General features: G+C 39.9%; 27 protein-coding genes and 1 pseudogene. 19 read left to right on the top strand and 9 right to left on the bottom strand.

Annotated features, from left to right (window positions below):
* Positions 1 to 5: 5 nt before the first annotated feature.
* The gene (locus QE404_RS07425; protein WP_307453800.1) at positions 6 to 878 is read right to left on the bottom strand and encodes a lysophospholipid acyltransferase family protein; all 873 of its coding nucleotides are present in this window, start codon (positions 876 to 878) and stop codon (positions 6 to 8) included.
* Between the two features lie 79 nt (positions 879 to 957).
* On the opposite strand from QE404_RS07425, the gene QE404_RS07420 reads away from it, so the two are divergent.
* Positions 958 to 1527, top strand: coding sequence for a thioredoxin family protein (locus tag QE404_RS07420; protein WP_307448669.1), 570 nt, complete (start codon positions 958 to 960; stop codon positions 1525 to 1527).
* A gap of 62 nt (positions 1528 to 1589) precedes the next feature.
* Here QE404_RS07420 and QE404_RS07415 read toward each other — a convergent pair whose 3' ends face one another.
* The 4 genes from QE404_RS07415 to rpsF all read right to left on the bottom strand — a co-directional run bounded on the left by QE404_RS07415 (position 1590) and on the right by rpsF (position 4259).
* The gene (locus QE404_RS07415; protein WP_307448666.1) at positions 1590 to 2615 is read right to left on the bottom strand and encodes a DUF7151 family protein; all 1026 of its coding nucleotides are present in this window, start codon (positions 2613 to 2615) and stop codon (positions 1590 to 1592) included.
* Positions 2616 to 2902: 287 nt separating this feature from the next.
* Positions 2903 to 3412, bottom strand: a complete 510-nt coding sequence (rplI, locus tag QE404_RS07410) for a 50S ribosomal protein L9 (RefSeq protein ID WP_307448662.1) — start codon at positions 3410 to 3412, stop codon at positions 2903 to 2905.
* Positions 3413 to 3580: 168 nt separating this feature from the next.
* On the bottom strand, positions 3581 to 3883 hold the full coding sequence (gene rpsR, locus QE404_RS07405) for a 30S ribosomal protein S18 (RefSeq protein ID WP_100074406.1): 303 nt from the start codon (positions 3881 to 3883) through the stop codon (positions 3581 to 3583).
* Positions 3884 to 3917: 34 nt separating this feature from the next.
* Positions 3918 to 4259, bottom strand: a complete 342-nt coding sequence (gene rpsF, locus QE404_RS07400) for a 30S ribosomal protein S6 (protein WP_294210694.1) — start codon at positions 4257 to 4259, stop codon at positions 3918 to 3920.
* A gap of 191 nt (positions 4260 to 4450) precedes the next feature.
* Between rpsF and QE404_RS07395 the strand changes: the two genes are divergently transcribed.
* On the top strand, positions 4451 to 4975 hold the full coding sequence (locus QE404_RS07395) for a hypothetical protein (protein ID WP_307448656.1): 525 nt from the start codon (positions 4451 to 4453) through the stop codon (positions 4973 to 4975).
* Here QE404_RS07395 and QE404_RS07390 read toward each other — a convergent pair.
* The 3 genes from QE404_RS07390 to QE404_RS07380 all read right to left on the bottom strand — a co-directional run bounded on the left by QE404_RS07390 (position 4972) and on the right by QE404_RS07380 (position 8769).
* On the bottom strand, positions 4972 to 6333 hold the full coding sequence (locus QE404_RS07390) for a chloride channel protein (protein WP_307448653.1): 1362 nt from the start codon (positions 6331 to 6333) through the stop codon (positions 4972 to 4974). The genes QE404_RS07395 and QE404_RS07390 overlap by 4 nt on opposite strands.
* Positions 6334 to 6555: 222 nt before the next feature.
* Complete coding sequence (locus tag QE404_RS07385) at positions 6556 to 7878, bottom strand: dihydrolipoamide acetyltransferase family protein (protein ID WP_307448650.1); 1323 nt, start codon at positions 7876 to 7878, stop codon at positions 6556 to 6558.
* Positions 7879 to 7941: 63 nt separating this feature from the next.
* Entirely contained in the window at positions 7942 to 8769 is an 828-nt protein-coding gene (locus tag QE404_RS07380; protein WP_307448648.1) for an SAM hydrolase/SAM-dependent halogenase family protein, read from the bottom strand.
* A gap of 128 nt (positions 8770 to 8897) precedes the next feature.
* Between QE404_RS07380 and QE404_RS07375 the strand changes: the two genes are divergently transcribed.
* From QE404_RS07375 to QE404_RS07360, 4 genes are all read left to right on the top strand, one after another.
* The gene (locus QE404_RS07375; RefSeq protein WP_307448646.1) at positions 8898 to 9857 is read left to right on the top strand and encodes a PhoH family protein; all 960 of its coding nucleotides are present in this window, start codon (positions 8898 to 8900) and stop codon (positions 9855 to 9857) included.
* Positions 9858 to 9933: 76 nt separating this feature from the next.
* The gene (locus tag QE404_RS07370) at positions 9934 to 10506 is read left to right on the top strand and encodes a DUF3575 domain-containing protein (RefSeq protein ID WP_307448643.1); all 573 of its coding nucleotides are present in this window, start codon (positions 9934 to 9936) and stop codon (positions 10504 to 10506) included.
* A 118-nt stretch (positions 10507 to 10624) separates the two neighbouring features.
* Entirely contained in the window at positions 10625 to 11122 is a 498-nt protein-coding gene (locus QE404_RS07365) for a hypothetical protein (RefSeq protein WP_307448640.1), read from the top strand.
* A 209-nt stretch (positions 11123 to 11331) separates the two neighbouring features.
* On the top strand, positions 11332 to 11991 hold the full coding sequence (locus QE404_RS07360; RefSeq protein ID WP_307448637.1) for an outer membrane protein: 660 nt from the start codon (positions 11332 to 11334) through the stop codon (positions 11989 to 11991).
* A 197-nt stretch (positions 11992 to 12188) separates the two neighbouring features.
* Here the strand turns inward: QE404_RS07360 and ffh are convergent, their stop codons facing one another.
* Positions 12189 to 13550 (bottom strand): signal recognition particle protein, encoded by a 1362-nt coding sequence (gene ffh, locus QE404_RS07355; RefSeq protein ID WP_307448633.1) that lies wholly within the window; start codon positions 13548 to 13550, stop codon positions 12189 to 12191.
* A 159-nt stretch (positions 13551 to 13709) separates the two neighbouring features.
* Here ffh and QE404_RS07350 point away from each other — a divergent pair, with 159 nt between their 5' ends.
* From QE404_RS07350 to QE404_RS07290, 13 genes and pseudogenes are all read left to right on the top strand, one after another.
* Positions 13710 to 13979 carry a hypothetical protein gene (locus QE404_RS07350; protein ID WP_307448630.1) on the top strand — a complete coding sequence of 90 codons (270 nt, stop codon included), beginning with the start codon at positions 13710 to 13712 and terminating at the stop codon, positions 13977 to 13979.
* An 82-nt stretch (positions 13980 to 14061) separates the two neighbouring features.
* Positions 14062 to 15189 (top strand): F0F1 ATP synthase subunit A, encoded by a 1128-nt coding sequence (gene atpB / locus QE404_RS07345; protein ID WP_307448628.1) that lies wholly within the window; start codon positions 14062 to 14064, stop codon positions 15187 to 15189.
* Positions 15190 to 15224: 35 nt separating this feature from the next.
* The gene (locus QE404_RS07340) at positions 15225 to 15443 is read left to right on the top strand and encodes an ATP synthase F0 subunit C (protein WP_007844726.1); all 219 of its coding nucleotides are present in this window, start codon (positions 15225 to 15227) and stop codon (positions 15441 to 15443) included.
* A 104-nt stretch (positions 15444 to 15547) separates the two neighbouring features.
* Positions 15548 to 16042, top strand: a complete 495-nt coding sequence (locus QE404_RS07335; protein WP_307448608.1) for a F0F1 ATP synthase subunit B — start codon at positions 15548 to 15550, stop codon at positions 16040 to 16042.
* 2 nt (positions 16043 to 16044) lie between these two features.
* A complete protein-coding gene (gene atpH, locus QE404_RS07330) occupies positions 16045 to 16584 on the top strand; it encodes an ATP synthase F1 subunit delta (protein ID WP_307448606.1) in 540 nt (179 codons plus the stop codon).
* A 63-nt stretch (positions 16585 to 16647) separates the two neighbouring features.
* Positions 16648 to 18225 (top strand): F0F1 ATP synthase subunit alpha, encoded by a 1578-nt coding sequence (gene atpA / locus QE404_RS07325; RefSeq protein WP_307448603.1) that lies wholly within the window; start codon positions 16648 to 16650, stop codon positions 18223 to 18225.
* Positions 18226 to 18309: 84 nt separating this feature from the next.
* Positions 18310 to 19174 (top strand): annotated as a pseudogene (gene atpG / locus QE404_RS07320) (ATP synthase F1 subunit gamma).
* 100 nt (positions 19175 to 19274) lie between these two features.
* Positions 19275 to 20633: a hemolysin family protein gene (locus QE404_RS07315; protein WP_307448601.1), complete on the top strand. Its 1359-nt coding sequence runs from the start codon at positions 19275 to 19277 to the stop codon at positions 20631 to 20633.
* A gap of 11 nt (positions 20634 to 20644) precedes the next feature.
* The gene (locus QE404_RS07310; protein WP_307448598.1) at positions 20645 to 20950 is read left to right on the top strand and encodes an ATP-dependent Clp protease adaptor ClpS; all 306 of its coding nucleotides are present in this window, start codon (positions 20645 to 20647) and stop codon (positions 20948 to 20950) included.
* A gap of 211 nt (positions 20951 to 21161) precedes the next feature.
* Complete coding sequence (udk, locus tag QE404_RS07305) at positions 21162 to 21776, top strand: uridine kinase (protein WP_100074389.1); 615 nt, start codon at positions 21162 to 21164, stop codon at positions 21774 to 21776.
* Positions 21777 to 21778: 2 nt separating this feature from the next.
* Positions 21779 to 22138 carry an FtsB family cell division protein gene (locus tag QE404_RS07300; protein WP_307448595.1) on the top strand — a complete coding sequence of 120 codons (360 nt, stop codon included), beginning with the start codon at positions 21779 to 21781 and terminating at the stop codon, positions 22136 to 22138.
* Between the two features lie 105 nt (positions 22139 to 22243).
* Complete coding sequence (locus QE404_RS07295) at positions 22244 to 23401, top strand: methylmalonyl-CoA mutase family protein (RefSeq protein WP_307448593.1); 1158 nt, start codon at positions 22244 to 22246, stop codon at positions 23399 to 23401.
* Entirely contained in the window at positions 23398 to 23841 is a 444-nt protein-coding gene (locus tag QE404_RS07290) for a DinB family protein (protein WP_307448590.1), read from the top strand. The genes QE404_RS07295 and QE404_RS07290 overlap by 4 nt, the downstream gene beginning before the upstream one ends.
* The last annotated feature ends 44 nt before the right edge of the window (positions 23842 to 23885 follow it).

The following is a 23885-nucleotide window of genomic DNA, read 5'->3' as shown; positions in this document are numbered from 1 at the left end:
ATTGTTTAAATCATGTTTTTAATTGAATCTTCGTATTTCCACTTGCGGTGCGACCAGAGGTAATTATCCGGATGTTTATGCAGGGTGTTTTCCAATAGTTTATGAAACTTTTTCACGACTTCATGTTCCTGGAATTTCTCGCCGTCAGGATAGATCCTATGGTAATTAACCTGGTAAAATCCCCGTTTTACCTTTTTCATTTCACAGTAGATAAAGACCAGGTCCATGCGGGTGGCCAGTCTGTCATAGCCTGTAAATACAGGAGTCTTCTGGTTCAGGAACTCAGTTCCGTAAGTAATGTGTGCAAAGTGCGGAGTCTGGTCTGCCACAAACATATAGGCAGAGCTTCCGTCATTTTTGGATCTGAATATATTCAGGATTACGTCATTGGCTTCAAGAGCTTCATTCCCGAATCTGTTTCTCAGCTTTTTCATCTGGTTTTCCCAGAAATTGCTGTTAACCTTGCGGTAGACGGGATGGCAGTGGTCCTGCGGGACAATGGTGGCCAGCGCGTTAATCCACTCCCAGTTGAACACGTGCCCGGCCAGAAGAATGATGTTCTTACCTTCTGCTTTGGCTTCATGAAAAAGTTCCTGATTGATGTGCTGCATCCTTACCCTGGATTCCGTTTCGGAAATACTGAAAGATTTTATGGTCTCTACCAGGTAATCCGAAAAATTCCGGTAGAACTTCTTTTTGATATCACGGATTTCAGTTTTGCTTTTATGCGGAAATGACCGTTCAAGATTCCGGGTAATGACATTCTTTCTGTATCCTATAATATAATAGTTCAGGAAAAAAATGATGTCTGAAAAAACATACAGGATTTTCAGGGGAAGTTTTGAGACCAGATAAATGATTTGGATGAGAAAATTCATAAAACGTACAAATTTACGCATTATAAAATTATGGTGCCCTTTTTGCTGCAAATAAGTATTATTTTTTTACATTTATACAATGAAAAAGTTATCATTAATTGCTTTCTTGAGTTTCAGCGTTGCCGTTTTCTCACAGAAAGTGAACGGCAGTGCGGAAAATAAAAGCAAAGTCTCAAATACCGTAACAGCTAAGGCTGACGCAGAGAATGAAGCCAAGATGAAAGCTGCTCAGGAAAAGGCACAGCTGCCTAAACCCTACGATGCAAAAGCAGATGCGGAGGCAGATATTCAACGGCTGATCGCAAAAGCAGGAAAGGAGAATAAAAATATAATGATCCAGGCAGGAGGAAACTGGTGTATATGGTGCCTGCGCTTTAATAATTTTGTGCAGACCACTCCGGAACTGAAGAAGTTGGTGGATGACAATTACCTGTATTACCATTTAAATTATTCCCCTGATAATAAGAATGAGAAGGTATTCTCACAATATGGCAATCCCGGGGACAAATTCGGTTATCCGGTATTCATTGTACTGGATAAATATGGTAAGATGATCCATATACAGCCAAGCGATGTTCTTGAAGAAGGTAAGGGGTACAGTTTAGAGAAAGTTAAAGCATTTTTTCAGAGCTGGACATCAAAATCATAAAAAAACCGGGATCATCCCGGTTTTTTTTATTTTAATACAAGAAGGCATCTTTTCTGTTATTATTAATTTTCAGGTATCTCATACCAGTTGGTACCGTCACAAAAGAATTCTGAAGTAAAATAAACGGAAACATAGGTATTGGCAGGAGCAACAGAATTTCCCGCATACATGGACCCTGAAGGTGTTCTAGCATTACAGGCCCAGTTGGTACCACCCTGAAAAGAAGTATAGGAAATTTTAAATTTTACTCCGTTTCCCGCAGTTGCAGGATCTGGTAATGTTAAATTGATGGTTCCCGTATTATTTCCCTGTATGGCTGCCCAGTCGAAAAGCAGGATACCGCCTAAATCCGCTGTGGTTACGGTGTAATAATTATTACCGGTAGTCATTGTTATTTTTTTGAATGGTATTGAGGAGGAGCTTCCGCCGCCTGCCGCCGCCCATGTCCCGTCTCCCCGGAGGAAAGTGGTAGAACCCGGTGTACCTGTTGCTGAAATTTTGCCAATGGTTACGGACTGATTGGCCAGCTTCGCTGTAGTAATTGCATTGGCTGCAATAGTGGCTGCTCCGCTCTCGGTAATACTCAGGTCTCCCGTTACCGTTTTAGGCGTTTGTGGCGCATAAGGGGATGTTGCTGATGTAAGGTAAACCTGGCCACCCGCTGAACCGCTGGAAAACCCCTGGCCATTGCTTCCGTTACAGATATATCGTGTATCAGTGATTTCTGAAGCATCGAGAGTTCCGTTTCCGTCGTTGTCAAGACCGGTTTCAATTTTTAAGCCTCCGTTACTGCAATTGTTGCCAGCAGATTCCGGTGTGGTTTTCACCAAAGCGTTTTTGCCGTTGTTTCCTCCGCCAAGATTTGCTAGAACTGATCCGGAAGCCGTACCGTCATCATTTACGGTAAGCAGATTGGTCCCTGCTGAATTTTCAATTTTTAAGCTTTGGGTAGTGTTGTCGGCGCCTTTTCCTTTGAGGTGCAGGGTAGCCGTTGGGGTAGAAATATTGATTCCTACATTTTTTTCATACTGAGCATGCAGGAAAGCTATGCTTCCCAATAATAGAACTCCTGATAGATGTACTTTCATTAGCCGGGTTATTATATTTTTTTAATGATAAAAACTTTTAAGTATGGTCATCTAATCACAGTCTTTGTTATAAAGTGGATACCATTTTTCCTAAAAGATGTGACAAAAATATCGAAAACAGGAGTTTCTTTGGGCCGGGTTTCAGGGAGGATTTTTATCGGGTGGGCCTGACGTTATATTATGTATATTCCAGTTGGTATCTGTTTGTTTTTTCAGCATGGGCGCAAATAAAAAATGCTGCCTCCGGAGAGGCAGCATGGTATGTGAATATACTATTCTGCTTAATATTAAGCTTCTTCAGACGGAGCTTCTTCCTTTTTAGGAGCAGCAGGAGCCTGAGGTGCAACAGGAGCATCAGATACAATATCAAATTCGAAATTGTACTCAACATTTCTGTGAAGTCTGATGTTTGCAGTAACTTTACCGGTTCTCTTGATGGTGTTCCCTGGAATTTTGATGTATTTTTTCTCTACAGAAACACCAGCTTTTTCAAGAGCAGCAGAAAGATCTGCATTGTTGATAGATCCGAATAATTTATCACCTGAACCTACTTTTGCAGGAATTGTGATAGATGTTTTCTTTAATTGATCTACGATTCCGTTAGCTGTTGCGATTAATTTAGCTTCCTCCTCTTTTCTTGCTTCTAAAGTAGCTTCAAGAGCTGCTCTGTTTTTAGGGGTTGCTAAAAGAGCGTATCCTTGAGGGATTAAGAAGTTTCTGGCATAACCAGGCTTTACGCTTACTGTATCAAACTCAAGTCCTAAGTTTTCTACGTCTTTTTTTAGGATAATGTCCATTGTTGTTGTCCTTTTTTTAGATGTTAGAAGTTAGATGTTAGAAATTTAGATGTATGGCAGTGCCTCTATCTTAAATCTGTATCCGAAATCTAAAATCAAGTTAGAATTAATGATGTATTCAGCAACAAAAAGCCAGAAGCGGAGTGCTCATGGCTAATTGCAATATTTTTATTTTAATAAGTCAGCTACGTAAGGAAGCAATGCAAGGTGTCTTGCTCTTTTGATTGCAGCAGAAACTTTTCTCTGGTATTTCAAAGAGGTTCCGGTATATCTTCTTGGTAAGATTTTACCCTGCTCGTTTACGAACTGTAATAAGAAATCAGCATCTTTGTAATCAACGTGCTTAATTCCGAATTTTTTGAATCTACAATATTTCTTCTCAGATTTTGTATTGATATCAAGCGGAGTAAGGAATTTTACTTCAGATTCTCCTCCAGCTGAGGCTTGTTTAGCCATTTCGTCTATTGCCATGTCTTGTCTTTTTTAATAAAATTGGGTTAATAAATTAAGCTCTAGCTGCTTTTGCCTTAGCTCTTCTTGTTACAGCGTACTCAACAGCATGCTTGTCTAGTTTTGTAGTAAGGTAACGGATCACTCTCTCGTCACGTTTGAATGCCAATTCAAGATCAGCAACAACGTTTCCTTCTCCTTTAAACTCAATCAGCGTGTAGAATCCGTTCTTTTTCAGTTGGATCGGATACGCAAGTTTCTTTAATCCCCAGTTTTCTCTGACAACGATTTCGCAGTTTCTTTCTTTTAAAAGATCTTCAAATTTTTTCACTGCTTCCTCCACCTGTGCGTCAGATAGAACGGGAGTTAAAATGAAAACAGTTTCGTAATTGTTCATAATGTAAATAAATTTAGTAATTATTTCGAGGTGCAAAAGTAAGGTAATTTTATAATCCATACAAGTTTTCAGTAATTTAATTGCACTTTTCCGTATTTTCGTATTTCTTAATAATGACCATGAAAAACAAAAATTATATTGTACCGCTAATGTGCCTATGTTCACTATGCTTTAGCCAGGATAAAATCCAAATGAAAAATGGTGAGCAGGCTGATGTCAGAATTATTGAGGTAAACCCGGATTTGGTCACCTATAAGGAGATCGATAACACGGATGGGCCTCTTCACTCTATTCATAAATCGGATATTTACCAGATCATCTACCAGAACGGAAAGACCGATGTTTTCGGAAAATATGCCAATGCTGAAGAAGCTCGGCGTTTCATCGGTAATGCCATCAACGAATTCGGGATTGACAGAGATTATGATTGGCAAGGGTTACGGGCCGAATTTGAAGGCGGAAGGGTTAAAATCAATTCCATCAATAAGAAAGGGCGTGTTGTGGATGAAGGTGATTTCTGGGACCTGGATAAAGTGATTAAATTCCATAAAATTTCATTAAGAAGCAACAATATTTGTTACCTGAATATTGTAACAACCCGATTTCGGGGCTCAAAGTCTGAAGTGGATAAACTGGTTATTAAAATGACCGATTATCAGGCTGCAGAAGGCGTATTGAATGCAATGAAAGACCTGCAGCTGATGCATAAAGACTAATCCTTTTGATCTTCCGCTCTTATCTCTGCCAAAAAGCTCATTTTTAACAGGTCATATAGGGAATGCCGGCTCACCAGAATCGATGCAATGGAAGAAATCATCCCAGCCAGCATCAGATGAAAGATCAGGGAATGCCTGTCGGTCATTTCAAGGACAATGATAGCAGAGGTAAAAGGAGCCCTTGTAATTCCCGTCAGAAAAGCCACCATACCGCCAAGAACCACAACGTTGGTTTCATGTGATGTTAAATGAAGTGCGCCCGAAATTACAGAGCCGATGCTGGCTCCGGCTGTAAGGGCTGGAGCAAAAATCCCTCCGGCTCCTCCTGAAGTGAAAGAAAGGGCAGGACCTAAGATTCTAAGTACGGGAATATACCATTCTTCGTGCTTGTTTTCAGTAAAAAGGATTCGTTCCATGATTTCTTTTCCGGATCCCAGGATTTCCCGGCTGATGAATACAGATACAGAAGCGATCATCATGGCACAGCCAATTAAAAACCATATTTGAAAACGGTCAGATTTCAGGGCCTTCTTTTTCCAGGAATTGATCTTCATCATACTTACCGACAGCTGGCTGGCCAAGATGCCGGCAATCCCTGCCACAAGGATGATCGGGAACATCACCATCAGAGAGACGTCATTCGTCTTGGGATAACCGAGATAAAGATAAGAGCCGGCAAGCGTTTGTGCGGTGAGTCCTGCAATAATTACAGCGGTGAAGAGTGCTGTCTTGAAGTAATTGATATGCGTTTTAGACAGCTCTTCCACGGCAAATACAATTCCACCGAGCGGGGTGTTAAAAGCAGCGGCAAGTCCTGCTGCAGCACCTGTCATGATCATATTCTTTTTGGAAATCTTCGGCCACCATTCCGGTAGGTATTCGTTTACCTTTCTGAAAACCGATCCGGCAATCTGAATAGTCGGGCCCTCGCGTCCGACGGCACCACCGCCGATCACCAGGACTACCGACGAAAGGATTTTAAAGACAATGATTTTTAAACTTAATAAACTTCGGATTTTCCGGTGCTCCTTAGGATTGGCCAGTTCCACGGCAGCCATTACCTGAGGGATTCCGCTGCCTTTGGCATTAGGCGCAAACTCTTTTACCAGCCACCAGGACAGGACGAATCCCATAGGAGCCATAATAAAAATCATCCAGTCGTGCCAGTTCAGGATGAAATGCAAAAGGCTCTCTCCCCATGCGAAGATCTTAGCATACATCACTGCTATAAAACCGGTAATCACAGATCCGATCCAGAACGGGATAGCCTGAAGCAGGTTATGTTTCAGCTGCTCATTCCTGATATTGTCAAATGATCTCCTGATGCTTTCGCGAAGGCGGGTGATGTATTTCAGCATTGTCTTTATGGTAAAGGTAAAATGTAGCGGTGTTAAAGGTCTGTTATATTTTTTTTGGTTCAGGTAATCTTCCGGATTTAAATTCCGGGAGATACAGTTTGATTAAAGATAAAATTATTTTAATGATAATTCAAATAAAAAACCTCCGGATTTTCCGGAGGTAGTCAGTTATGATATTGATGATCTGATATTAATAATCAATTATTATTCATTTTTTAGTATTTATATCTCTGTGTTCAGATCCCAGTTTTCCAGGTAATCGTGAACATGTTTCAGCATCATTCCTCCTAAAGATCCGTCCACCACTCTGTGGTCATAAGAATGGGACATGAACATCAGGTTTCTGATGGCAATGACGTCACCGTCCGGAGTTTCAAGAACAGCCGGTTTTTTAACGATCGCTCCGATGGCCAGAATGGCAACCTGAGGCTGAGGAATAATCGGTGTTCCCATCAGGTTTCCGAAGCTTCCTACGTTTGAAATAGTGTATGTTGCGCCCTGTGTATCTTCTGGCCTTAGCTTTTTATTTCTCGCCCTATAGGCTAAATCATTGATGGCTTTTGCCAGTCCTGAAAGTGACAGTTGGTCAGCATTTTTAATAACCGGAACAATAAGGTTTCCGTCAGGAAGCGCTGTAGCCATACCGATATTGATGTTTTTCTTCTTGATGATGTTTTCTCCGTTTACCGAAACATTGATCATAGGGAAATCCTGGATGGCTTTCACGACAGCTCTTACAAAAATTGGCATGAACGTTAATTTTTCGCCTTCACGTTTTTCAAAAGGAGCTTTGTTTTTATTTCTCCATTTTACTACATTGGTCACATCCGTTTCAATAAAAGACGTTACGTGCGGAGCGATCTGCTTAGCCTTAACCATATTTTCAGCAATAAGCTTTCTCATTCTGTCCATAGGAATGATTTCATCGCCTGCGGCTGCTGTTACTGTAGATGCAGGAGCAGAAACGACAGCATGCTGTGGAGTAGCAGGTGCAGTCTGAACTGGTGCGGCTTGTTGGGATTGTGTCCCTCTGTTGGCTACGTAAGCCAGAATATCTTCTTTGGTAATTCTTCCTTCCAGGCCGTTACCTTGAATGGATTTAAGCTCAGATTCGGAAATGTTTTCCTGTTGTGCAATTGATTTTACTAGCGGAGACAGGTAAAGGTCACCTGAAAACTCCGTTTTCTGACCTGAAGTAGCTTGTAAAGGCTGCTCGATGGCCTTAATTGTTTCAGTGTCCGGAGTGTCCTGATGAGCAGCTGATTCTGCAGCAGGTTCCTCAGAAACGGAAGTTCCGCCTTCTCCTTCAATTTCTAAAATAGCTATGGCTTCACCTACTTTGGCAACTTCGTCCTTTTGTTTTAAAATTTTAACAATCTTTCCCGAAACCGGTGTAGGAACATCTGAATCTACTTTATCTGTTGCAATTTCCACTACAGAGTCATCTTCTTTAACGCTGTCACCCTCATTAAATAACCAGGTGATAATTGTCGCCTCCATAACACCTTCTCCCATGGAAGGAAGCAATAATTTGTATTCTGCCATTTTTAAATTTTAGATTTTGACAAATATATAAAAAAAAACGATTTTTTTATGAAATATTTAATTTTAGGAAAATTCAATATAAATATTTTCTCCAACATTCAGTCCGAAAAGTGTTTTTGCTCCGTTCTTCCGGCTGCCTTTATAAATGGTAAGTTCCAGCAGCTGGCTGTCATTAAAAATAGCCGCAGACTGCCCGTGGAATTCAGTTTCCCTTTCCCAGTCGGACACAACTTCCGTGTGGCTGGAAAAGACCCTGGAAAGGCTCAGGTTGCGGAATTTTATGGTAAAATTGTCGTAATTCTTACTGATGGTTTCAAACAGGTCCTGATTGATATTGGAAATAATATTTCCGAAATTATCAATATAGGTCACTTCCCCGATAATCATTTTTTCAGATTCATTGAACACTGGTTTTGGAAAAAGCAGCTGCTTGGCAGTATCTATTTTCCTCCCGATCACTTCAGGAAGCCCTCCGTTGGCCAGATGCACCGCAGCAGGGACGAGTATGTCGGTAGAGGTGAAGTTAACGATATCGTCAAATCTGTTGTTCAGTGTAATCTCATAGATGCCTTCCGGTTTGATGTCAAAAAAAACCAGGCTCAGCAATCCGTTGTCGGCAGCCAGGAAATAAGAGCCGTCTGCCTTATACAGGATGTTCTTTCTTGATTTATGGAAAAAGCTGTCTACAGAAAGGATATGGATGGTTCCTTTCGGAAAGTATTTATACGCGTTCCTGACGATGTAAGAGGTCTGGATCAGATTAAAAGCCTGGATATCATGGCTGATGTCAACAATGCTGACCTCCGGATGCAGGGAAAGGATTTTACCTTTCATAGCCGAAACTCTGTAGTCTACATTTCCGAAATCTGATGTAAGCGTTATTATTGACATTGTATCTGATAGAAAGTCGTTATGCAAATTTATTTAAAATTAAAGAAAGCTCTTAAGATTGTGGATAAGAATTTGATATTAATTTAGAAAAAAACTTTAAATTTAAAATCTAATATAAAACTATTTGCATGTTTGAATTGACGTATGATTTGGAAGATATAGACGCAAAAATCTTCTATGGAGTTAATAACCAATATTTCAATGTAATTAAATCTACTTTTCCCACTCTGAAAATAACCGGGAGAGACCATTATATCTTTGCAATGGGTAATCAGGAGGCTCTGGATATATTCAGGCAGAAACTTGATGATATTGTAAAATTCATATCCAAAAACAATTCTATTGAGCTCAAAGACGTGGAAAACATCCTTAATATTAAGGATGAAAACGAGAAACAGCTGGTATTCGACCAGGATATCATTGTAAAGGGGGTTAACGGAAAGATTATTAAAGCCAAAACCACCAATCTGAAAAAGCTTGTTAAGGAAACGGAAAAAAAAGATATGGTTTTCGCGATCGGACCTGCGGGAACAGGGAAAACTTATACCAGCGTTGCACTGGCTGCGAGGGCCCTCAGAGATAAGGAAGTAAAGAGAATCATCCTTACAAGGCCTGCTGTGGAAGCGGGGGAGAGCCTTGGATTCCTGCCCGGCGATCTGAAAGAAAAGCTGGACCCTTATCTACAGCCTTTATACGATGCCCTCCGTGATATGATTCCTCATGAAAAGCTGGAAGGATTCATGGAGAAAAAAGTCATTGAAGTTGCACCTCTGGCCTTTATGAGAGGAAGGACGCTGGATGATGCTTTTGTCATTCTTGATGAAGCACAGAACACTACCCACTCGCAGATGAAAATGTTCCTTACAAGGATGGGGATGAATGCTAAGTTTATCATCACCGGCGACCCAAGCCAGGTAGATTTGCCGCCGAAGCAGCAATCCGGACTGAAGGAGGCTATGAGAATCCTTAAAAACGTAAAAGAAATTGGCTTTGTACACCTTACTGAAGAGGATGTAGTAAGGCATCCTGTGGTAAGAAAAATTATTCTGGCTTATAATGATGAAGAAAAAAGAGTAAAAAACGAATAATTTATAATATTCTCATGCTATGTTGAGTTTTTTTATATATTTGCCATCGAATTAAACAATATATTAAACTTTTATCATGAAAAAACTATTATTAGTTGGTGCTTTGGTAATTTATGGAATTGCTATGGCACAGGAAAATTCTATTAAGGCAAATCCTGCCGCGCTTCTTGGCGGAACAGACCTCGTATCGTTTGAACACAAGTTCGGAGACCGTATCTCCGGTGTTGTAGGAGCGGGTTACGGAGGATTTAAACTTGGAGGATATAAATACAACAGCTATGGAGGAGGATTACAGGGAAGATATTATTTCGATGAAGCCATGACCGGTTTTTATGGAGCATTAGTTGCTGATTATTTAAGCGGGAAAGTTGAAATCGACGAAAATGGATTCAACTTTAATTTTGGGGATACAGAGGCATCCGGAGGTTCAAAGACGGAGATTAATTTTTCCGGATTTGGCGGTGGACTCAGGGTGGGATATCAATGGATATTTGATTCAGGATTTACATTGGACCTTAACGTTGGTGCTTCATACAGAGCTTATAATTATAAATGGAACAACAGTGCAGAAGAAGCTGAATATGAAGGAAGCCTGAAAGGAAACGGCATCCTTCCTACGGGTTCCGTAGGACTTGGATATTCTTTCTGATCTGTTAATTGTTATAACGTCTAAGGCGGAACCAGTCGGTTCCGCTTTTTTTATTGACCCAGATTTCTATTGTCAAAAATTATTCTTATTTTTGAGCATCAAATTAAATTATTAGAACATGAAAAAGTTATTATTACTAGGAGCTTTTGCACTGCTCGGAGGAACAGCTCATGCACAGGAAGGCTTTAAACTTGGCGGACACATTGGTATTCCTGTTTCAGATGCCAGTGATGCATCATCATTTACACTAGGTATTGACGGTGCTTACATGTGGAACATCGTGAAAGGACTTGATCTTGGGGTAGCAACAGGATATTCCCACTTTTTCGGGAAAGACAATTTCGATGATTTCGGATTTATTCCTGTAGCCGTTGCCGGGAAATATAAATTTTCCGGAGCCCCAATATTCGTAGGATTAGACCTGGGTTATGGTATTTCAGTGAAGGACGGTGTAGACGGCGGTTTCTATGCACAGCCGAAATTCGGGTACCAGATGTCAACAGGAGAGCTTTATCTGGGCTACCAGACCATCAGCAACAAGCGTGATCTGGGACCTGTACGATACAGCTGGAATGTAGGTGCGATAAATATCGGGTATAATTTCTTCCTTAAGTAGAAGAATTAAAAACTCAGTCATATTGAACTCCAATTGAAAAATTGGAGTTTTTTTATTGTAAAAAATGACAATACATAAACAGACAGCAGGGGATAGGATTAAATGTTGAAAATGCTAATATTAAAGGGTGATTTCAATCATGTTAACAAATTTTAATATTAGAGCTGACCATTCTAAATTTGCCTCCTGAAAGTATTAAATTTTATACAATGAAAAAAGTATTATTAGCAGGTGCAGTAGCACTATTCGGTTTATCTAACGCTCAGATTTCTAAAGGTACAACTTATCTTTCAGGATCAGTTGGGTACTCTCAGGAAGAAAGAGAAAACGGAAACATTAAACAAGAAAATTTCAATGTATTGCCAACAGTAGGGTATTTCGTAGGAACAAATGTAGCGATTGGTGTTGGTATAGGATATCAGACTAATAAAACAACAACAACTTCTACTACAGTATTGGGTAATACAACAGCGACTAGCAAAAATGAAGTAAAAACTCCTGCTTTTGTAGCAAGCCCTTTTGTAAGAAAATACTGGACTTTAGGAGATAAATTGTACATTTTCGGACAATTGGCAGTACCAATGGAATTCGGAAAAACTGAAACTGAAAACAGCACTACCCTTACAAATACAAATGGTACAGCTGGTACAAGTTCAACTTCTACTGAAGCTAAATACACTAAAATCGGTGTAACCGTAAAACCAGGTCTGGATTATTTCCTTAACAAAAACTGGTCTATTGAAGCAACTATCGGCGAATTTGGTTACAGCAATACAAAACCAAAAGATGGTGAGGCAATCAACAACTATAACTTCGGTTTAAAGCTTTCTTCTGTAACATTCGGAGTTAAATATGTATTCGCAAAATAATAAACGAACATATATCTGTAAAGGTCCCGGAATTTCCCGGGGCTTTTTTTGTTGGATAGAGTAGAACAATTTCTTGTTTTATGACTAGATAAATGCTCTTACATGGTTCAGATTCTGCAAGCAGATGTAAGGGAATATGCAAAAATAAATCCGGCTCTGCTGAACCGGATTTGATATTATTTTAAAAAGTCTTTGTCCTATTTTCCGAACATTCCTCCCATGCCAGGCATATTCGGCATTTTGCTCATCATCTGCATCATTTGTTTTCCCTGTGGCCCCTGCATCATTTTCATCATCTTACCCATCTGGTCAAACTGTTTCATCAGCTGGTTGACATCCTCAATTTTTCTCCCTGCGCCTTTGGCAATCCTTTGCTTTCTCTGCATATTAATGATGGAAGGTCTTCTTCTTTCATCCGGAGTCATAGAGTAAATGATGGCCTCAATATGTTTAAAGGCATCATCGCTGATCTCTACATCCTTGATCGCTTTTCCAACTCCCGGAATCATGCCCATAAGGTCTTTCATGTTCCCCATTTTTTTGATCTGATTGATCTGCTTTAGGAAATCGTCAAAACCAAATTCGTTTTTGGCAATCTTTTTATGTAGTTTTTTGGCCTCTTCTTCATCAAATTGCTCCTGCGCTCTTTCTACTAAGGAAACAACGTCTCCCATTCCAAGGATCCTGTCAGCCATCCTTTCCGGATAGAACAGGTCCAGTGCTTCCATTTTTTCTCCTGTAGAGATAAATTTAATCGGCTTTTCAACAACGGAACGGATCGTTAGGGCAGCACCACCTCTGGTATCACCGTCCAGTTTGGTAAGGACTACACCGTCGAAGTTCAGGGCTTCATTAAAAGCCTTAGCTGTATTTACAGCATCCTGGCCGGTCATGGAATCTACCACAAATAAAGTTTCGTTAGGCTTGATGAAATAATGAACCGATTTGATCTCGTTCATCATCTGCTCATCAATCGCCAGACGTCCGGCCGTATCCACGATTACAACATCGTGGCCATTTGATTTTGCGAAATTAATTCCGTTTTCAGCGATAGTAGAAGGATTGGTTGCTCCTTCTTCGGTATATACGGGAACTCCGATCTGGCCTCCCAAAACCTTAAGCTGGTCGATGGCCGCAGGACGGTATACATCACAAGCTACCAATAAAGGTTTTTTATTTTTCTTCGTTTTTAAATAATTCGCCAGCTTTCCTGAGAATGTGGTCTTACCGGAACCCTGGAGTCCTGCAATAAGAATGACAGACGGCTTACCCGAAAGATTGATGCCCTCCTGGGAACCTCCCATCAGATCCACTAGTTCATCGTGAACAATCTTGGTCATCAGCTGCCCCGGAGTAAGCGACGTAAGGACATCCTGTCCCAACGCTTTATCCTGAACCCTTTTGGTAAGATCCTTGGCTACTTTATAGTTAACATCGGCATCTACCAATGCTCTCCGGATTTCCTTCACGGTTTCCGCTACATTGATTTCCGTAATTTTTCCTCGTCCGGAAATATTATGAAGCGCCTTGTCTAATTTTTCCTGTAAACTATTAAACATAATCTATTGTACATTATAGGTGTGCAAAAATACGGAATAATTTTTAAAATATTTCAAATGCAGTATTTTTAAATGATTGAAACCTGTATGGCTTCAGCTAATCTACCATAACAGGTCACCAGACTTTTTTTATATCTATTATAATATTAATTTCGCATCATGAATATTGGGAACTGTTTAATTATCCTGCTCCTGGCAGTGCTGCTGAATTTGGCTGTATATATGGTTTTCCGGAAATATCTCTATGGAAAGCCCGATGCAGGGATGAAGTTTCTGGCGGTTAATATTTCCAAGGATCTGGTCTGGCTTGTTATTTCACTGATGGTCATTGATAAGACCCGGGAGAATTTTTTGTTTATTGTGATTTGCTTCATCGCTGCTTCCATACTTATTTACGGATCAGTAATAAAACTCATTAATAAATCCTGATTTTTTTGATGATAAAAATCAATTTTTAATATTGGTAAAGTTTAATAAAATCAATATATTTGCACACGATTAAAAAAGAGATATGAACAGAAAGATTTCTTCATTATTTTTCGCATTTTTATTGGTATTGGTGAGCAGTTTTGTTACTGCCCAGCATACTTCTGAAGGCGAAATGCCGGCTGAAAAAATTGAACATAAGGAAGGTTTTAATGCTACTGAAATGATTATGGAACACATTGGAGATTCTAATGAATGGCATTTGTGGACTACAAAAGATGATCAGGGTGAGGAGCACCACTTTTCTATTCCGTTGCCGGTGATTATTAAAGATAATGAAGGATGGCATACGTTTCTTTCCAAAGATATTGCCCATGGTCATGAACATGACGGATACACTTTAGAACACGGGCAGATAGTATCTACTAAAGGAATTCAAAAAGCAACTCTTTTTGCTCTGATCAGCGGGAAACAGAAATCAAATGAAGTTTTCTTTGATCTATCAATTACCAAAAATACAGCATCTATGTTACTGTCAGTTATTTTTATGGCGGTAGTATTTATAGGAATGGCAAGAGGATATAAGAAATCACAGCTTCCTAAAGGGATCGGGAAAGTAATGGAGCCTGTTATCGTGTTCATCAGAGATGAAGTGGCTATTCCGAATATCGGATCTGTGAAATACAAAAGATATATGCCTTATCTTTTAACCGCATTTTTCTTTATCTGGTTCAATAACCTTTTCGGATTGATCCCGTTCTTCCCTGGAGGAGCTAACCTTACCGGAAATATTGCTATAACGGCTGTATTGGCAATCATTACGTTGTTAATTACATTATTCAGCGCCAATAAAGATTACTGGAAACATATTTTTATGCCACCGGTTCCGATCTTATTGTATCCTATTATGGTTCCTATCGAGATCATCGGAATATTTACAAAGCCTTTCGCCTTGATGATGCGACTTTTTGCCAACGTTACGGCAGGTCACATTATGATCTTAGCGATCATTTCCCTGATCTTCATTTTCAAAACGCCATATTTAGGATTTGCTTCTGTACCATTAGCCCTGTTTGTATCTGTACTTGAATTATTGGTTGCAGCATTACAGGCATATATTTTTACAGTTTTATCGGCATTGTTTATCGGTATTGCTGTAGCAGAACATGAGCACGAACATGGTCATCATGAAGAGCATTCAGCAGCTCATTAATAAAAAATAAATTTTAACTATAAATATTTATCATTATGGATTTATCAACTGGAGCAGGATTAATTTACGTAGGTATCGGTTTAGCAGTACTAGGAGTAGGTCTTGGTATCGGTAAAATTGGTGGTCACGCAATGGACGCTATCGCTAGACAGCCGGAACAAGCTGGTAAGATTCAGGGAGCAATGCTTATTGCTGCTGGTCTTATTGAAGGTGCTGGTCTTATTGCGATCATCTTCGGTGCTTTCATCAAGTAATTGATCCTCAGAAAAAAATATTCTTAGCAGTATAGCGGTTGGCTGCTGCTAAGAATTTTTAAAAAATCCATAAAAAATTAGTATTAAAAAAAGAATTTACAGATATGGGAATTATTGAACCTGGAATTGGACTTTTGTTTTGGATGACGCTTACCTTTGTTATCCTGTTGTTTCTTCTGGCAAAATTTGCGTGGAAGCCTATCGTTAACGCTGTTAATGACAGAGAGACTTCTATTGTGGATGCCCTTAATCAGGCTACTTTAGCCAGAAAAGAAATGGAAACACTGAAGGAAGACAATGAAAGAATCATCCGTGAGGCAAAAATCGAAAGAGATGCTATTCTTAAAGAAGCAAGAGAGATCAAGGACAGAATCGTAGGAGAGGCTAAAGATGCGGCTAAAGCAGAAGGAGACAGAATGATTGAAGCTGCTAAACAAACGATTCAAACTGAGAAAAATGCAGCGATGGCTGATATCAAAACTCAGATCGGAACTATTTCTGTAAATATTGCCGAGTCTATCCTGAAGCAAAAGCTGGATAACAGTGAAGCACAAAATGAATTAGTTCAGAATTATTTAAACAAATCAAACCTTAACTAAGCATGCTTACCTCTAAAGTAGCTAAAAGATACGCCCAGGGCTTGCTTGATTTTACGAATGAATCAGGACAGACTGCTACCGTATTTTCTGAAATGAAAGATGTGGCAAAACTGATGTCTGAATCTCAGGATTTAAACAAGTTTTTCCTTACGCCTTACATTGATACCAAAAAGAAAGTGGAAGTAGCATCCCTGATTTTCAAAGGACTGTCTGCTTCTTCCCAAAATCTGATTACCTTAGTGATCAGACATGGACGTGAAAGCCAGATTAAAAATATCGCTCAGGAATTCATCAAGAAAGTTGAAGACATCAACGGTGTGCAAAGAGTAACCCTTACCACGGCTACGCAGTTGACCAAAGAGAATATTGACCAGATCCTGAAGTCTACCAATCTTGTTAAACCGGATTCTAAATTTGATCTTAAAGTGAATGTGAATCCTGAAATTCTTGGTGGATATATCCTTAGAGTAGGAGACCAGCAGGTAGATGCTTCTGTAAAATCTAAGCTTAACGGGATTAAGAAAGATTTCCGTTTGAACTAATAAATATTCAAAATAAAATTTGGATATACATTATCGAAATAATTAAGAAAAAACAACCATACAATGGCAGAAATAAATCCGGCAGAAGTATCTGCGATCTTAAAACAGCAATTGGCCAACTTCGACACTCAATCCAACGTTGAGGAAGTAGGTACAGTTTTAACCATCGGTGATGGTATTGCCCGCGTTTACGGGTTAGAAAACGTACAATACGGAGAGTTGGTAAAGTTTTCTAGTGATGTGGAAGGTATTGTACTGAACCTTGAAGAAGACAACGTAGGTGTTGCTTTATTGGGGGAAAGTAAATTGGTAAGAGAAGGGGATACCGTAAAAAGAACAAACAGAATCTCTTCTATCAAAGTAGGAGAAGGGATGTTAGGAAGAGTAGTGGATACCCTTGGTAACGCTATCGATGGTAAAGGCCCTATTACCGGGGATTTATATGAAATGCCATTGGAAAGAAAAGCTCCTGGGGTTATCTACAGACAGCCGGTAACTGAACCATTACAGTCAGGTATCGTGGCGATCGACTCTATGATCCCTGTAGGAAGAGGACAGAGAGAGCTGATCATCGGGGACAGACAGACCGGTAAAACCACAGTGGCGATCGATACAATCATCAACCAGAAAGAATTCTATGATGCAGGTAAACCTGTATATTGTATATATGTAGCGATCGGGCAGAAAGCTTCTACCGTAGCACAAATTGTTAAGACGCTTTCCGATAAAGGAGCTTTAGCCTATACGGTAATCGTTGCTGCTAACGCATCAGATCCGGTTCCTATGCAGGTATATTCTGCTATGGCAGGTGCTGCGATCGGTGAATTCTTCAGGGATACAGGTAGACCGGCTTTGATCGTTTATGATGATCTGTCTAAGCAGGCGGTTGCTTACCGTGAGCTTTCCCTTCTGTTAAGAAGACCACCGGGCCGTGAAGCATATCCTGGAGACGTATTCTATCTTCACTCAAGATTATTGGAAAGAGCAGCGAAAATAATTGCTGATGACAATATCGCGAGCCAGATGAATGACTTACCTGAATCTCTTAAGCCAATCGTGAAAGGAGGAGGATCTTTAACGGCACTTCCGATTATCGAAACTCAGGCAGGTGACGTTTCCGCATATATCCCAACGAACGTAATCTCCATTACAGACGGACAGATCTTCCTTGAGTCTGATCTGTTCAACTCAGGGGTGCGTCCTGCAATCAACGTAGGGATCTCTGTATCCAGAGTAGGAGGTAACGCTCAGATCAAGTCTATGAAGAAAGTATCCGGTACATTGAAGCTTGACCAGGCTCAGTACAAAGAGCTTGAAGCGTTTGCTAAGTTCGGTTCTGACCTTGATGCTTCTACTCTTGCGGTAATTTCCAAAGGAGAAAGAAACGTGGAGATACTTAAGCAGCCTGTAAACTCTCCGCTTCCGGTAGACAGCCAGGTAGCGATGATCTACGCAGGTACTGAAAACTTGCTGAGAAACGTTCCGATCAGAAAAGTAAAAGAATTCCAGATAGAATATATCGACTTCTTAAGATCCAAGCATCCTGATACCATGGCTGCGATTAAAGCAGGTAAGATTGATGATTCAATCACCAGCGTTCTTAAGCAGGCCGCTAACGATCTGGCTTCAAAATATAACTAAAATTAGTTGATGATTGTTGGCTGATAGTTGACAGAATTTTCTAAAACTAGCAGCCAACAGCCGACAACCAACAACTAACCCAATATGGCAAACTTAAAAGAAATACGAGGCAGAATTACGTCCATTACATCTACGATGCAGATTACCCGTGCAATGAAAATGGTTTCCGCAGCGAAACTTAAAAAAGCACAGGATGCCATCGTAATGTTGAGACCGTACTCAGAAAAACTGCAGGAACTTATCGAGAATGTAAATTCAAGTTCAGATCCTGATCAGGTTTCCGTGTATGCCGAGAAAAGATCTGTAAAAAGAATACTTTTCATTGCTGTTACTTCAAACAGAGGTCTTGCAGGCGCTTTCAACTCATCCATCGTGAAAGAACTGAACATACAGTTTCAGAACCATTCACAATACGATGTTGAGGTGCTTTCCATCGGTAAAAAAGCGTATGATGCAGTAAGAAGGAACCGTAAGGTATTTGCTAATGAAAGTGCGGTTTATGACAATCTGAACTTTGATGTTGTGGCCAACGTTACCGAAGGGGTAATGACGAGCTTCAGAGAAGGGAAGTTTGATGAAGTATACCTTATCTACAATAAATTCGTTAATGCAGCTACGCAGGAAGTAACTACAGAGCGACTCCTTCCGATTTCAATGCCTGAAACCACAGAACCTCAGGTGGAAACAGATTATATTTTTGAACCTAACAGGGCTGAAATCCTGGATAACCTTATTCCTAAGTCTATCAAGACTCAGGTATTCAAGGCCATCCTTGATTCTGTAGCTTCTGAACATGGGGCAAGAATGACAGCAATGCATAAAGCGGACAGATAATGCGCAGGCACTGAAGAATGATCTTGTGATCTATTATAACAAAGCAAGACAGGCGGCTATTACCAATGAAATCCTTGAAATCGTTTCCGGAGCGGAAGCCCTTAAAGGATCTTAGAAGATATACCGATAAAATACTAAAGCACCGATGACCCGGTGCTTTTTTTGTTATTTTTATTTTGTATATATTTGTACCTATAAATTTATATCATTTCTAAATGGACTCGGACATAGTCAGGCTTTTGTTGGCCGTATTTCTTGTTTTACTTAATGGCTTTTTCGTAGCCGCAGAATTTTCGATTGTTAAAGTTCGTTACTCACAAATCCAGATAAAAGCCGCAGAGGGAAATTCTATGGCAAAGCAGGCAGAACATATCATCAAACACCTTGATGAATACCTTTCTGCCACCCAATTAGGTATTACTTTAGCTTCTCTAGCCTTAGGTTGGGTAGGGGAAAGTGCCCTTCACCATATTGTTGAAAATATCTTCAATTCACTTAATGTAAATCTGAGTGGTTCTACCATTACTTCCATTTCAATCATTATCAGTTTTGTGCTGATCACCATTATGCATATTGTATTTGGTGAGCTGATCCCAAAATCTATTGCGATAAGGAAATCTGAAGCTACTACTATGGCAACTGCAGTGCCATTGCGAGGTTTCTACACCGTATTCAAACCGTTTATCTGGTTGATGAATTCTATGTCGAACGGTTTTTTAAGGCTCATTAAAATCCATCCTGCTTCAGAACAGGAGATTCATTCTACCGAAGAACTGCAGCTGTTGGTAAAACAGAGTGCCGACAGCGGGGAAATTGAGGAGGAAAATTATGAGATTATCAAAAACGCCTTCGACTTTACGGATCATTCTGCAAAGCAGATCATGGTTCCCAGACAGAATATCACTTCTATTGATTTTGAAGAGGACGTCAATGAAATCATCAATACCATTATGGAAAGCGGGTATTCCCGTATCCCGGTATATCTGGATTCCATAGATAATGTCATCGGGATTTTATATACCAAGGAAATCATAAGGGAATTTGTAAGGAGAAAAGGGGAACTGACCCATGAGGACCTTAAGGAACTGATGCGTGATCCGTTTTTCGTCGTGGGAAGCAAGAAAATTTCCGACCTGCTGAAAATTTTCCAGCAGAAGAAACAGCATTTAGCCATTGTTATTGATGAATTCGGAGGTACTGAAGGAATTATAACGTTGGAAGATATTTTGGAAGAACTTGTAGGGGAAATTCAGGATGAAGAAGACGAAGAGGATAAGGTGGTAGATAAAATTGGTGACAATACCTATTGGGTACAGGCTACACAGCCTTTGGATGAGATCAATGAGCACCTGCCTAAAAAACTGACCCTTTCTGAAGAGAGCGAATACAATACCCTGGCAGGATTTATCCTTCATGCCCTGGAAGATATCCCTGAAGAGAACCAGGAATTTGACCTTGAAAACTATCATTTCAAAATTCTTAAAATGAATAACAAAAGTGTAGAACTGGTGGAACTGGTCTATGAAGAACCTAATATCGTTAATAATTTGGCCGATACAATCGGTGAAGTATAAACTTTTTCTGTATGATTTTTTATAATAGTATAAGAGATTATGATGATCCGAAACGCCAGTACGAAGAAGAAGTCCTGGTGCTGGATGACACGGATGATGTGTACAAGCTGATTTTACATAATGATGATGTTCATACTTTTGACTATGTGATCGACTGCCTGATAGAAATCTGCAAACACACCCTAGAACAGGCCGAACAATGTACTATGCTGGTGCATTATAAAGGTAAATGTACCGTAAAGACAGGCTCCATGGATCTTCTGAAACCCATGCATGAGAAACTGCTTTCAAGGGAACTGACAAGCGAAATCGTATAAAAACTTTCCGGCATCACAGTATGCCGGATTTTTTTATATAACCCCTAATGTAGATCCATAAAAAAGCAAGATTTCCGATTATTCAGTAATTATTCAATGTATTAAATCTTTCAATTTTTCGATTTTAAATAATTTGATCTTTTAATTTCATGCTCTTCTCCCGTCTTACCTAAAATACTATATTTGTAAAAAGATAAGAAAAGATAAAATAATGCTTGTAATCGGAATTGCAGGAGGAACAGGATCCGGCAAAACTACGGTTGTTGATAAAATCATTCAGCAGCTTGACATTGAAGGAATGAATATCCTTTCACAGGATAATTATTACCATGATAATCATAACCTAACCCTGGTAGAGCGGGAAGCGTTGAACTACGACCATCCGAAATCCATAGATTTTGATCTCCTGATACAGCATGTAAGAGCGCTTAAAAACAGCCAACCCATTGAGCAGCCGATTTACAGCTTTGTGACCCATTCCAGGACCGGAGACCATGTAACGGTAGAGCCTAAAAATGTTTTGGTGGTAGAGGGAATCCTTGTTCTTACCAATAAGGAGTTGCTGAAGGAATTTGACCTGAAAGTTTTTGTTCACGCCGATTCGGATGAAAGGCTGATCAGGAGGATCAGGAGGGATACACAGGAGAGGGGAAGAGACCTGAATGAAGTACTGCACCGGTATCAGACTACCTTAAAGCCGATGCATCAGGAATTCATCGAACCCTCAAAAAATGAAGCGGATCTAATCATTCCGAATATGAGACAGAATTCCGTTGCGATTGATTTTTTAACGACAGTTATCAAAAACTCACTCAGAAAACACTAGACATGTCAGCAAAAGATTTAATTAAAGACATCCAGCCCAAGTCAGAAACACTGAAACTTATTCAGAAATATGTTCTGAATAAATATACGATTACTATAGTCCTGTTTCTAGTATGGATGATTTTCTTTGACAAAACTTCATTCCTTGTAATTAACGAGCTTAACGGCGAAATCGGGAAGTATGAAGAGCAGCTGCAGTACTATAAAACCGAATACGAGAAGAACGACGCGTTTTATAAAAAACTGATGAACAACAAATCTGAAAAAGAAAAATATGCAAGGGAGAACTATTTCATGAAGAAACCGAATGAGGAAATTTTCATCCTGGTCGCAGATAGTACTCATATTGCAAAAAATAAGTAATTGCTGGAAATCAATAGTGAACGGTCAATTTATATCAACATGCTAGTTCACCACTGACTATTCACTATTATCCATAACCTGCCAATCATAAATCACAAACAAACCATGTCAGATACATTCACCCGTTGGGAAAGCCTGGTAAAGAAACAGCTGAAGACAGAAGATATTGATGCCGTGCTCAGGAAAGAAAATCTGGAAGGACTTGAAGTAAAGCCTTTCTACGATACTGTCAGCAAACCGCTGCCTAACATCCCCAAGGTTGAAGAAAATACCCACCTGGTAGCTCTATATCACGAGAGCCTGGAGGAAGATGTATTTGCCTTTATGCTCGAGCATAACGTGGAGCATCTTGAACAGAAGACCATTTTCGTCAACAATAAAGATCTGGCCGGTCACATCAGCCCCGAAGAAGAAGATCAGTATTTTTCCCTGATTGATGTTTTTGATGAACAGAATGCGCTCATCGATGATCAGCTGACAAAAGAACTGCTGGCCAAAAATTTCAGGAGGAATATCGCCGTGGATGTTTCATTTCATCAGAATGCTGGTGCATCCATCAGTCAGCAGTTAGGAATAGCCTTGGCCAAAGCAAAAGAACTGATTGAAGTATACGGACCGGATATCCTGGATCGGCTCATATTCAGGCTGGCCGTAGGAGCCAACTACTTTTTTGAAGTAGCTAAGCTTAGGGCTTTCAGGCTGGTTTTTAATCAGCTTTCAAAAGAATACGGAAGGGATGATATTCCTTATATTTTCGCAGAAACATCGCTTAGGAACAAATCTGTGGCAGATCATGAGAACAACCTTATCAGGTCTTCCCTGGAATTAGCAGCGGCCATGATCGGCGGAGCAGATGCGGTATTCAGCAATAACTATCTGCTAGAGAAAAGTACGGAAAATTCAGAAGAGATATCATTCAAACAGCAGATTGTTCTGGCTTACGAAAGCATCATTAACGTATTTGAAGATGCCGCCAATGGCAGTTATTATGTGGAAGACCTTACGAAGCAGATCGCAGAGAACTCCTGGGCCTTTTTTGTGGCTATTGAGGAAAAAGGAGGATATCTGGAACTCCTCAAACAGGGCTGGATTCAGAAAGAAATCTACAACCATGCTGTAGAAGAACAGCAATGGGTGGAAGAAGGCAGGATAAAGTTGATCGGAGTCAATCTGTACCCGAAATTAGACGTTAAAAAAACAGTGGGTGAACTCTATAGTGAAAAAGAGATAAAACCTGTCCGATGGGCAGAAATGTTTGAATGATGAAAGAAAAACTGATTGATTTATTTGACTACACCCATTATTTCAACCGGGAAATTATTGAGGTGATTGCCGGAAATATAGCAAAGGTAGATGAAAGAATCATCAGGCTGATCAATCATACCCTGAATGCCCAGCAGATCTGGAATGCAAGGATTATTGGTGAAAAGACCTTTGATGTCTGGCAGACCAATCCTTTCGAAAACCTGGAAGGAATAAACAGCAGCAACCATCAAAAAAGTATTGGGATCATCAATGATTCCGATCTTGATCAGAGAATAGAATACCATAATTCAAAGGGAACAACATTTGAAAACAGCATTTTTGAAATGCTTTTCCATGCTGTTAACCATTCTACTTATCACAGAGGGCAGATTAATATGCTGCTGAAAAACAGCAGTATTGATCCCGTACCTGCAGATTATATTTTTTATAAGCGATAATTATCAGCAAATAATCCGTAACCCTAGTAATATGGGACTTTCCA

Source organism: Chryseobacterium camelliae, from assembly GCF_030818575.1.
GTDB classification, from domain to species: domain Bacteria; phylum Bacteroidota; class Bacteroidia; order Flavobacteriales; family Weeksellaceae; genus Chryseobacterium; species Chryseobacterium camelliae_A.
This window is presented reverse-complemented; position numbering and strand designations above follow the sequence as displayed.

Excerpts from the sequence above, each read along its gene's own strand:
- rplI (WP_307448662.1), bottom strand. The coding sequence starts at position 3,412 with ATGGACATTATCCTAAAAAAAGACGTAGAAAACTTAGGACTTGAGTTT.
- QE404_RS07375 (WP_307448646.1), top strand. The coding sequence starts at position 8,898 with ATGTTTGAATTGACGTATGATTTGGAAGATATAGACGCAAAAATCTTC.
- QE404_RS07395 (WP_307448656.1), top strand. The coding sequence starts at position 4,451 with ATGAAAAATGGTGAGCAGGCTGATGTCAGAATTATTGAGGTAAACCCG.
- QE404_RS07315 (WP_307448601.1), top strand. The coding sequence starts at position 19,275 with ATGGACTCGGACATAGTCAGGCTTTTGTTGGCCGTATTTCTTGTTTTA.
- atpA (WP_307448603.1), top strand. The coding sequence starts at position 16,648 with ATGGCAGAAATAAATCCGGCAGAAGTATCTGCGATCTTAAAACAGCAA.
- QE404_RS07290 (WP_307448590.1), top strand. The coding sequence starts at position 23,398 with ATGATGAAAGAAAAACTGATTGATTTATTTGACTACACCCATTATTTC.
- QE404_RS07365 (WP_307448640.1), top strand. The coding sequence starts at position 10,625 with ATGAAAAAGTTATTATTACTAGGAGCTTTTGCACTGCTCGGAGGAACA.
- QE404_RS07360 (WP_307448637.1), top strand. The coding sequence starts at position 11,332 with ATGAAAAAAGTATTATTAGCAGGTGCAGTAGCACTATTCGGTTTATCT.
- atpH (WP_307448606.1), top strand. The coding sequence starts at position 16,045 with ATGCTTACCTCTAAAGTAGCTAAAAGATACGCCCAGGGCTTGCTTGAT.
- QE404_RS07300 (WP_307448595.1), top strand. The coding sequence starts at position 21,779 with ATGTCAGCAAAAGATTTAATTAAAGACATCCAGCCCAAGTCAGAAACA.
- QE404_RS07335 (WP_307448608.1), top strand. The coding sequence starts at position 15,548 with ATGGGAATTATTGAACCTGGAATTGGACTTTTGTTTTGGATGACGCTT.
- QE404_RS07350 (WP_307448630.1), top strand. The coding sequence starts at position 13,710 with ATGAATATTGGGAACTGTTTAATTATCCTGCTCCTGGCAGTGCTGCTG.
- rpsR (WP_100074406.1), bottom strand. The coding sequence starts at position 3,883 with ATGGCAATAGACGAAATGGCTAAACAAGCCTCAGCTGGAGGAGAATCT.
- udk (WP_100074389.1), top strand. The coding sequence starts at position 21,162 with ATGCTTGTAATCGGAATTGCAGGAGGAACAGGATCCGGCAAAACTACG.
- QE404_RS07425 (WP_307453800.1), bottom strand. The coding sequence starts at position 878 with ATGAATTTTCTCATCCAAATCATTTATCTGGTCTCAAAACTTCCCCTG.
- atpB (WP_307448628.1), top strand. The coding sequence starts at position 14,062 with ATGAACAGAAAGATTTCTTCATTATTTTTCGCATTTTTATTGGTATTG.
- ffh (WP_307448633.1), bottom strand. The coding sequence starts at position 13,550 with ATGTTTAATAGTTTACAGGAAAAATTAGACAAGGCGCTTCATAATATT.
- rpsF (WP_294210694.1), bottom strand. The coding sequence starts at position 4,259 with ATGAACAATTACGAAACTGTTTTCATTTTAACTCCCGTTCTATCTGAC.
- QE404_RS07415 (WP_307448666.1), bottom strand. The coding sequence starts at position 2,615 with ATGAAAGTACATCTATCAGGAGTTCTATTATTGGGAAGCATAGCTTTC.
- QE404_RS07370 (WP_307448643.1), top strand. The coding sequence starts at position 9,934 with ATGAAAAAACTATTATTAGTTGGTGCTTTGGTAATTTATGGAATTGCT.
- QE404_RS07380 (WP_307448648.1), bottom strand. The coding sequence starts at position 8,769 with ATGTCAATAATAACGCTTACATCAGATTTCGGAAATGTAGACTACAGA.
- QE404_RS07420 (WP_307448669.1), top strand. The coding sequence starts at position 958 with ATGAAAAAGTTATCATTAATTGCTTTCTTGAGTTTCAGCGTTGCCGTT.
- QE404_RS07390 (WP_307448653.1), bottom strand. The coding sequence starts at position 6,333 with ATGCTGAAATACATCACCCGCCTTCGCGAAAGCATCAGGAGATCATTT.
- QE404_RS07295 (WP_307448593.1), top strand. The coding sequence starts at position 22,244 with ATGTCAGATACATTCACCCGTTGGGAAAGCCTGGTAAAGAAACAGCTG.
- QE404_RS07340 (WP_007844726.1), top strand. The coding sequence starts at position 15,225 with ATGGATTTATCAACTGGAGCAGGATTAATTTACGTAGGTATCGGTTTA.
- QE404_RS07385 (WP_307448650.1), bottom strand. The coding sequence starts at position 7,878 with ATGGCAGAATACAAATTATTGCTTCCTTCCATGGGAGAAGGTGTTATG.
- QE404_RS07310 (WP_307448598.1), top strand. The coding sequence starts at position 20,645 with ATGATTTTTTATAATAGTATAAGAGATTATGATGATCCGAAACGCCAG.